This window comes from Oleiphilus sp. HI0128, from assembly GCF_001635365.1.
Genome location: NZ_LWGG01001521.1, coordinates 1 through 1,179 on the forward strand (window position 1 = coordinate 1; position 1,179 = coordinate 1,179).

Annotated in this window: 1 protein-coding gene; it reads right to left on the reverse strand. The window is 46.6% G+C overall.

Annotated elements, in window-relative coordinates; all coding sequences use genetic code 11:
• A partial coding sequence (locus tag A3763_RS25045) for an Hpt domain-containing protein (protein WP_197483119.1) occupies positions 1 to 1,179 on the reverse strand: 1,179 nt, incomplete at both ends.

The following is a 1,179-nucleotide window of genomic DNA, read 5'->3' on the forward strand; positions in this document are numbered from 1 at the left end:
AGCCTGAATGTTATTAGCACGTGCTTCCTTGATAAATTGTTCAACGGGTACTGCGATCTCCGCAATCGGTCTTATATTAGCTGTGTTTGCACTGCCTTTGAGTGTATGAAGCGCTCTAGATAAATCATCATCAATATCGATACTGTCATTCGCTGCACGATCAACAAATTCTAGGACAGTTGCGACATGAGAAGTGGCCTCGTTTCTGAATATATCGAGTAGCGTATCGTCGATTCCAACTGTACCTTGTTCTGCGCTCGGAGCCTCTGTCGCACCACTTGCTGCGGATGTTTCTTGCGAGGATCGTTGTAAGCTACCTAGAGGCTTAACAAAATCACCGGCAACCAAGGCTGCAGCGTGATTCTCAACGCGCTTTAGATCAAAGTCTGGGCGTTGTCTTTTTTCAAAGCACTCAATTAGTTTGGGAATATTATCGACGACTAATTGGATAAGCTCGGCAATGCTTTCATTCATCATTACCGAACCATCAATAATGCGGTTCAGAAGATTTTCGATTGCCCAAGCGGCTTCGCCAATGATGTTGGCGTTAACCATTCGTCCGCTGCCTTTCAGGGTATGGAAGGCTCGACGAAGCTCGGTTAGTGAATCCTGGTCGTCATGAGCAGCCAGATAGGTTGGCAAGTGAGTATCGATTGCTTCTAGTACTTCGCCGGCCTCTTCGATAAAAATCTCGAGGATTTCATCATCGATTAGATCGTCTTCATCATCGTCCCAGGAATCCTGGATGTCCTCTTCTTGCTCTGCTTCAGCAGCAGCTTCATTGTTTGTTTCCGGGCTTGACTCAGTTTCTGGTTCAAGGCTGTCAGAAGGTAGTGCTGGTTCTGACGCTGACTGAGTCTCTGTAGCTTCGGACCCAGTTTGCTCTTCTGCTGAAGACTTCGATGTTGCAGGGGACATTGTTTTATGGACAACACGAGTTTCGTTGCCCGACAACATATCAGCGCGGCTTATTAGATGCTCGTACTGTGTTGATTCACGCTGCTGGGAAAAATCTTCGGTTAGTTCAGGAAGCTTTTCAATAACTGAATCGAGGAGGTCGAAGACTTCCATTTCTAGGCTCATTGCAGCATCGAGATGTTTATTTAGTAAGTTCTCTATCGGCCATGCAATTTCAGCAATGACTTTTGCGCCAACCAGGCGGCCACTGCCTTTGAGCGT